Source organism: Bradyrhizobium sp. PRIMUS42, assembly GCF_023006515.1.
GTDB lineage: Bacteria > Pseudomonadota > Alphaproteobacteria > Rhizobiales > Xanthobacteraceae > Bradyrhizobium.
Genome location: NZ_JALBGZ010000278.1, coordinates 1 through 7,561 on the forward strand (window position 1 = coordinate 1; position 7,561 = coordinate 7,561).

The 7,561-nt window shown below is 63.6% G+C and carries 10 protein-coding genes; 9 read left to right on the forward strand and 1 reads right to left on the reverse strand.

The window, feature by feature from the left end:
* Window positions 1-550: prolyl oligopeptidase family serine peptidase (locus MOV75_RS20425; RefSeq protein ID WP_246929210.1), on the forward strand; the 550-nt coding region annotated here is incomplete at its 5' end.
* Window positions 551-729: 179 nt separating this feature from the next.
* Here MOV75_RS20425 and MOV75_RS20430 read toward each other — a convergent pair.
* On the reverse strand, window positions 730-1,401 hold the full coding sequence (locus MOV75_RS20430) for a DUF938 domain-containing protein (RefSeq protein ID WP_246929211.1): 672 nt from the start codon (window positions 1,399-1,401) through the stop codon (window positions 730-732).
* A 257-nt stretch (window positions 1,402-1,658) separates the two neighbouring features.
* Between MOV75_RS20430 and soxX the strand changes: the two genes are divergently transcribed.
* The 8 genes from soxX to MOV75_RS20470 form a co-directional block, all read left to right on the forward strand.
* On the forward strand, window positions 1,659-2,003 hold the full coding sequence (gene soxX, locus MOV75_RS20435; RefSeq protein ID WP_246929212.1) for a sulfur oxidation c-type cytochrome SoxX: 345 nt from the start codon (window positions 1,659-1,661) through the stop codon (window positions 2,001-2,003).
* 25 nt (window positions 2,004-2,028) lie between these two features.
* Window positions 2,029-2,520, forward strand: a complete 492-nt coding sequence (gene soxY / locus MOV75_RS20440; protein ID WP_246929213.1) for a thiosulfate oxidation carrier protein SoxY — start codon at window positions 2,029-2,031, stop codon at window positions 2,518-2,520.
* A gap of 17 nt (window positions 2,521-2,537) precedes the next feature.
* Window positions 2,538-2,849, forward strand: coding sequence for a thiosulfate oxidation carrier complex protein SoxZ (gene soxZ, locus MOV75_RS20445; RefSeq protein WP_246929214.1), 312 nt, complete (start codon window positions 2,538-2,540; stop codon window positions 2,847-2,849).
* On the forward strand, window positions 2,849-3,712 hold the full coding sequence (gene soxA / locus MOV75_RS20450) for a sulfur oxidation c-type cytochrome SoxA (protein ID WP_246929215.1): 864 nt from the start codon (window positions 2,849-2,851) through the stop codon (window positions 3,710-3,712). Before soxZ ends, soxA begins: the two co-directional genes overlap by 1 nt.
* Window positions 3,709-4,014, forward strand: coding sequence for a hypothetical protein (locus MOV75_RS20455; RefSeq protein ID WP_246929216.1), 306 nt, complete (start codon window positions 3,709-3,711; stop codon window positions 4,012-4,014). Before soxA ends, MOV75_RS20455 begins: the two co-directional genes overlap by 4 nt.
* 53 nt (window positions 4,015-4,067) lie before the next feature.
* Entirely contained in the window at window positions 4,068-5,819 is a 1,752-nt protein-coding gene (soxB, locus tag MOV75_RS20460; RefSeq protein WP_246929217.1) for a thiosulfohydrolase SoxB, read from the forward strand.
* A complete protein-coding gene (locus MOV75_RS20465) occupies window positions 5,816-6,271 on the forward strand; it encodes a hypothetical protein (RefSeq protein ID WP_246929218.1) in 456 nt (151 codons plus the stop codon). Before soxB ends, MOV75_RS20465 begins: the two co-directional genes overlap by 4 nt.
* A gap of 370 nt (window positions 6,272-6,641) precedes the next feature.
* The coding region (locus MOV75_RS20470) for an MBL fold metallo-hydrolase (protein WP_247006484.1) at window positions 6,642-7,561 on the forward strand (920 nt) is incomplete at its 3' end.

Sequence of the window (7,561 nt, forward strand, 5' to 3'; positions counted from 1 at the left end):
CCGGCTCGCCGGCAAAAAGCTCTCGCATGATGACTTCGCCGCGGTCGCGGCCGATCTCGTGCGCCGCGGCTTGACGAGCGCCAAGCGCATCGCGGCCCAGGGCGGATCGAACGGCGGCATCCTCATCACCAACATGCTGGTGCGCTACCCCGAGCGCTTCGGCGCGCTGTTCTGCACCATCCCGCTGATCGACATGCGCCGCTACACCAAGCTGCTGGCGGGCGCGAGCTGGATCGCGGAATATGGCGACCCCGACAAGCCCGATGAATGGGAATGGCTCAAGACCTATTCGGCCTATCACAATGTGAGGGATGGCCAGACCTATCCGCCGATCCTGATTGCCACCACGCGGCGCGACGACCGCGTCCATCCCGGCCACGCGCGCAAGATGGCGGCCAAGCTGCAGGCGATGGGCTACGAGGCCTGGTTCTACGAGCCGGCCGCCGGCGGCCACGGCTACGGCAAGGACAACAGGGAGCGCGCCGGCTTCGAGGTGCTCGGCTTCCGGTTCTTGAAGGAGAAGATCGGGTGGAAGGACGGGGAAGGCTGAGGCGTATTGATCAAAGGTACCGGCCGCGGGCTGCTCTTACCTCTCCCGCTAGCGGGAGAGGTCGGCGTGCGAAGCACGGCGGGTGAGGGCTTTTTCCCTTTGGGGATTGTCCCGTTGTGGAAGCACCCTCTCCCCAGCCCTCCCCCGCAGGCGGGGGAAGGAGCGGACCTCCCGCATAGCTACCTCGCGAACACCAGTGTCAGATTGTTCGCGGGCATGTCGATCGTATCGACCAACCGAAGACCCCCAGCCTTCGCCAGCGCCTCGACGTCGCCGATATCGCGCACGCCCCAGTCGGGATTGCCTTCACGCAAGGAGGTGTCGAACACCGCGTTGCTGAGCGCGGTGTGCTTGCCGTCGCGCTTGAAGGGACCGTAGAGGAACAGCTTGCCGTCGGCGCGCAAGTATCGGCCGGCGCCGGCGAACAGACCCTCGGCCACGACCCAGGGCGCGATGTGAATGACATTGGCGCAGAACACAGCTGCAAGACTCGTCGGCCCCTGCCCGCCTTTCATCTCCGGACACCAGTCGGGATCGGTGAGGTCGATCCGTAGGGGTGAGCGGATGTTTGGCAGGCCCGCATGCACGCGCCAGGCCTCGATGCTCCTGAGGTGGCGTTGATTGAGGTCGCTCGGCCACCAGATCAGCGAGGGCGTGTGGCGGGCGAAATGGACCACGTGCTGGCCGGTTCCGCTGCCGAGTTCGACCACGTTGCCGGTCTGCCCCCTGAGGTGCTTTTCCAGCGCCGCCCAGAGCGGCGCGTGATTGCGATGGAAGGCCGGCGCATCAAGCCGCCCGTCCGGCTCGATCCGGCCGCCGTCCCTGCCAAATTCGACGACATATTCAGCCAAGTGAGGTCCCCTTGAAAAAACGAGAACACGATGAAAACGGATAAGCGCCCAAACACCCTGGAAATAGCGGCCCGCGCCATGGCCTTACAGTTTGGGCAGAATCCGCCGCTCAAATAGTCTGTTTAGTTGCAATGCGGAAGATATTAACTCCATTTTGCCGCGTGCATAGTCTTGATTGTCAGGCGATGCCCTTTGTGCTTTGGAACGCTCCTATTTCCGCGATCGCGACCATCGCCACAACGCCTCGGAATGACGCCTTGACCGCCTTGTCCCGGATACCCGTCCTGTTCCTCCTGATGGCCATCGTCGCCACGCCGGCGCGGGCACAATCCGCCGTCGCCGATGGCCAAAAGCTTGCTTTCGACCGCGGCAAGGGCAATTGCCTGACCTGTCACGTCATCAAAGGCGGCGACCTGCCGGGAACGATCGGGCCGGAACTGAAGGACCTCAAGTCCAAGTACCCCGATCGCAATGAGCTCACTGCGATCATCTTCGACGAGACCAAGCGCAATCCGCAGACAATGATGCCGCCGTTCGGCCGGAACCGGATTTTGACCGAACAGGAGATCAGCGCGATCGTTGATTTCCTGCAAACCCTGTAACGGCCGGCTGCCCAGGAGACTTCAGATGACCACGACCACCGGCCCCCTTGCGACAAGGCGCCTGATCCTGCAGGGCGCGGCCTCGGTCGCGCTGATCGGCCTTGGCAACCTGCCGTTCGCGGCCAGCCCGGCGCGCGCGGCGGCCAACGACAAATATCCGGAAGAGGCCTTCAAGCAGAAGAGCGAGGCCGACGCGATCAAGGCGCTCTATGGCAAGACCGCCGAGCCCTCCGACAAGGTCAAGCTGGATGCGCCGGAGATTGCCGAGAACGGCGGCGTCGTGCCGGTCTCGGTGACGACGACGCTCGACAAGGTGACCTCGATCTCGTTCCTCGTGGCCGAGAACCCGTTCGCGCTCGCGGCGTCCTACAAGATCGCCGACGGCACCATTCCGGGCGTCGCCAACCGGCTGAAGATGGCCAAGACCACCAAATTGGTCGCCATCGTCGAAGCCGACGGCAAGCTCTACAGCGCGACCAAGGAAGTGAAGGTCACCGTCGGCGGCTGCGGCGGCTAACGGCGAAGGAGGAACAGATGGCATCCAGCATTCGCGTCCGCGCCAACGCCACCGGCGACATCACCGAGGTGCAGGCGCTGATCCAGCACCCCATGGATACCGGCCTCGTCAAGGATTCCAAGGGCGAGCTGATCCCGGCGCATTTCATCCAGGAACTGAAGTTCGAATGTAACGGCAAGGACGTCTTCGTCGCCAATTGGGGCACCGCGGTCTCCAAGGACCCTTACGTCAAGTTCAGCTTCAAGGGCGCCAAGAAGGGCGACGAGCTCAAGATCTCCTGGACCGACAACAAGGGTGCGTCGGATACCACCACCGCAAAGATCGCGTGATGAAGGCCCGCTTCTCTCTCCTGCTCGGCTCGGTGAGCGCCGCACTGGTCGCGTTCGCCCTCACCTCTGCGCACGTCGTCGCAGCCGACAAGGTTGATCCTGTCGCCGACGCCAAGGCATTCCAAAACTTCTTCTTCCAGAAGTTTCCGGACGTGAAGCACGAGGACTTCGTCAACGGTCCCTATTCCATGAATGAGGACATGAAGCGGCAGTGGCAGGAGAAGGAGGAATTCCCGCCTTACGAGTTCGCGCTCGATGCCGGCAAGGAGATGTTTGCGACCCCGTTCAAGAACGGCAAGACCTATGCCGACTGCTTCCCGAACGGCGGCATCGGCATCCGCCAGAACTATCCCTATTTCGACGAGAGGGAAGGCAAGGTCGTCACGTTGGAGCTCGCGCTCAACCGCTGCCGCGAGGCCAATGGCGAGGCGCCCTATTCCTACGTCAAGGACGAGATGGCCTCGCTCACCGCCTACATGGCGTTCACCTCGCGCGGCAAGCCGATGGACATCAAGATTCCCGATGATCCGCGTGCACTCGCGGCGTTCGAAAACGGCAAGCGCTATTTCTACACCCGGCGCGGCCAGATGAACTTCTCCTGCGCCGGCTGTCATGTGCAAAGCCCGGGCGAGCGCATCCGCGCCGAAACCCTGGCGCCGGCGCTCGGTATCCTGAACGCGATGCCGATCTACCGCTCCGAATGGAGCGGCATGGGCACGACCAGCCGCCGCTTCGTCACCTGCAACAGCCAGACCCGCGCGGTTCCGCTGGAGCCGCAGTCGGACGAGTATCGCGACGTCGAATATTTCCTGTCCTACGTTGCAAACGGCCTGCCGATCTCAGGCCCGGGAGCGCGGCCATGAAGCGGACACTTCCTCTCGCCATGCTGCTCGCACTCGGCCTCGCCTCAGCGGCGCGCGCGGCAAATGAAGCGGACTACAAGGCGGCCTTTGCCGCCGCGGAAGCTGCGGCCAAGGAGGCGGCCAGCCTGCGTCACCAATGGACCACCACCGTCTCCACGCTGGCAACGGCCAAGAAGGCGGCGGATGGCGGCGATTTCGACCGCGCCACTGCCGCAGCCAAGGAGGCCGAGGCGCTGGCGAAGGCGTCGATCTTCCAGGCGACGTCTGAAAAAGAAGCCTGGAAGGCGATGGAAATCCGCTAGACTGTTCCCGGGTGAGCAGTCTTGCGATCATGAGAGGGCGCGGAGAATCTGGGATGGCTATCCGCCGCCGCGATTTCCTGAAGTCTGCAGGCCTTGCCGCTGCATCGCTCAGCCTGCCGCGGCTTGCGCGAGGCACTGAAGCCGCGAGCATTTACGACCTCGAGCGGTTCGGCAACGCGCGAATCCTGCACATCACCGACACCCATGCGCAGCTCAACCCGGTCTATTTCCGCGAGCCCAGCATCAACATCGGCATCGGCGAGATGGCCGGACGACCGCCGCACCTGGTCGGCCGCGCCTTCCTCGAACATTTCGGTATCCGCTCCGACAGCGCCGATGCCTATGCCTTCACCTGCGTCGAGTTCGAGAAGTCCGCAGGCCGCTTCGGCAAGCTCGGCGGTTTTGCCCATCTGAAGACGCTGGTCGACCGTTTGCGAGCCGATGTCGGCGAGAAACGTTCGCTGCTCCTCGACGGCGGCGATCTCTGGCAGGGCACCGGGCTTGCCCAGGTCATGCAGGGCCGCGACATGGTCGAAGTCGCCAATCTGCTCGGCATCGAGGCGATGACCGGGCATTGGGAGTTCACCTATGGCGAGCAGACGCTGCGCGACAATCTCGAGCGCTTCAAGGGCGAGTTCCTGGCGCAGAACGTTTTCCTGACCGAGGAAGCCGCGTTCAACGATGCCCCCGCATTCGACAAGGCCACGGGGCGCGTGTTCAAGCCCTCAATGATCAAGGAGATCGGCGGCCATCGGGTTGCGATCATCGGCCAGGCCTTCCCTTACGTGCCGATCGCGCATCCCAAGCGATTCACGCCGGACTGGACCTTCGGCATCCGCGAGGAGGAATTGCAGAAGCATGTCGATGCCTTGCGCGGCACCGACAAGGTCGATGCGGTCATCCTGCTGTCGCACAACGGCATGGATGTCGACCTCAAGCTCGCAAGCCGCGTCACCGGCATCGACGTCATTCTCGGCGGTCATACCCACGACGCCGTGCCGCAGCCGATTCCCGTGAAAAACGCGGGCGGGACCACGCTCGTCACCAATGCCGGCTCCAACGGAAAATTCCTTGCCGTGCTCGATCTCGCGATCGACAAGGGCAAGGTCGGCGACGTTCATTATCATCTGCTGCCTGTCTATTCCGAGCTGTTGAAGCCCGACCCTGGAATGGCCGAGCTGATCGGCCGGCTGCGCGCGCCGCATGTGACCGACTGGTCGGCGAAGATCGCAACGCCCGACCGCCTGCTCTATCGCCGCGGCAATTTCTCCGGTCCCGTCGACGAGCTGATCTGCACCGCGCTCCGCACCGAGCTCAATGCCGAGATCGCGCTGTCGCCGGGCTTCCGCTGGGGCGTCACCGCGCTGTCCGGCCAGGCGTTGACCATGGAGGATCTGCTCGCGGAGACCGCGATCACCTATCCCGAAACCTATGTGCAGGAGATGACGGGAGCCCAGATCAAGGACGTGCTGGAAGACATCTGCGACAACCTCTTCAACCCCGATCCCTATTACCAGCAGGGCGGCGACATGGTGCGCGCCGGCGGGCTCAGCTACACCTGCACACCGACGGCAGCGATCGGCAGCCGCATCTCGGAGCTGAAGCTCAATAGTGGCAAGGCGCTCAGCGCCAGCCACCGCTACAAGGTCGCAGGCTGGGCTTCGATCAACGGCCAGCAAGGCGCGCCGGTGTGGGACGTCGTCGGCAAATATCTGCGCTCGGGCCGGATGTTTCAGGAGCGGCTCGGCTCCGGTGTCACGCTGAAAGGCGTCGACGACAATCCAGGCATTGCGGGACAAGGATGAGGCGGGCGCTAGTTCTCAGCGCGATGTTGTTGACGCTGCTCATCTGGCCGGCGATGCCGGCTGATGCGCAGCAGTTGCCGCTCCAGGACAAGCCGTTCGCCGAGCACAAGATTGTGCTGCAACTCTCCGACGGCGATGCAAAGAAGCAGGCGCTGGTGCTGAGCGTCGCCAACAACCTTCTGAAGGCCTACGCCCCCGACAAGATCGCGATCGAAGTGGTGGCGTTCGGTCCCGGCATCGACTTGCTGCTGTCAGGCAGCGAGCGTCGCAAGCAGGTCGAAAGCCTGATCGCACAGGGCGTGCGTTTCGACATCTGCCTCAACACGGTGGACACGATCGAGCGCGAGACGGGGAAGCGGCCGGAGTTCATCCAGGCCGCAACACCGGTGCAGGTGGGCGTCGGGCAGATCCTTTTCCTCGCGGAGAACGGCTACACGGTGGTGCGGCCCTGAGGGGCCGCGCACACAGCGTCGCGGCACCCTCGACGTCATTCCCCGCGACCCCGGCTACGCCAAGGCTTCGCCGGGGTTTGGTCTTGGGCGCGCCGAAGCTTTAGCGTAAGCGGCAAGCGGGGAATCCAGTACGCCGCGGCTTCTCCGTATCCCACGACGGTCTCTGGAATAATGGATCGCCCGCTCCTGTGCGCAATTGCGCACTAGGCGGGCGATGACAGCTTTGGGTGGGTGACAGCATGGCCACCCCCCAACCCGCACTGCAATAAAAATCTTCCAAATCTCGTCACCCACGCAGTGAATTGCTTCTCTTTAGGACCGCGTCCGTAGTAGAATCCTCGAAATCAGTTCCACTGCCGGACTTCCTGCCATGATCTTCCGCCAGCTCTTCGACAGCGTTTCAGGCACCTACAGCTACGTGCTTGCCAGCCGCCCCGGCGGTGAGGCGCTGATTCTCGATCCCGTGCTGGAGAAGGTCGACCGCTACTGCCAATTGCTGCGCGAGCTCGACCTCAAGCTGGTCAAGGCGGTCGATACCCATCTGCATGCCGACCACGTCACCGGCCTCGGTGAGCTGCGCGACCGCACCCATTGCATGACCGTGATGGGCGACCAGACCAAGGCCGACGTGGTGGCGATGCGGGTCGCCGACGGCGACAAGGTGACGATCGAGGGCCTGTCGCTCGACGTGATGTACACGCCCGGTCACACCGACGATTCCTACTCCTATCTGATGGGCGATCGCGTCTTCACCGGCGACACGCTGCTGATCCGCGGCACCGGCCGCACCGACTTCCAGAACGGTTCTTCGCGCGCGCAATACGATTCGATCTTCAACCGGCTGCTGAAGTTGCCGGACGAGACGATGGTATTCCCGGCGCACGACTACAAGGGCGATACCGTCTCCACCATCGGCGAGGAGAAGCGCTACAATCCGCGGCTCCAGGTGCGCTCGGTCGACGAATATATCGAGCTGATGGCGAACCTGAAGCTGCCCAATCCGAAGATGATGGACGTGGCGGTGCCAGCCAACATGCATGTCGGCCTGCATCAAGAGGAACTGGAGAAGGAAGGCCGTGCGCTCAGCGCGGTCGAGGCGATCCGCATTCTCGGCCGGCCCGACATGCTGCTGGTCGATCTGCGCGAAACCAACGAGCGGATGAAGCACGGCATGCTCGAAGGCGCGCTGCATGCGCCCTATCCGTCCATCGAGGAGAGCCTCAAGCCCGGCGGCATGCTGCGCGAGGTCGCGGCCGCCACCGGCCGCCGCGTCGTGTTCTTCTGCGCCTT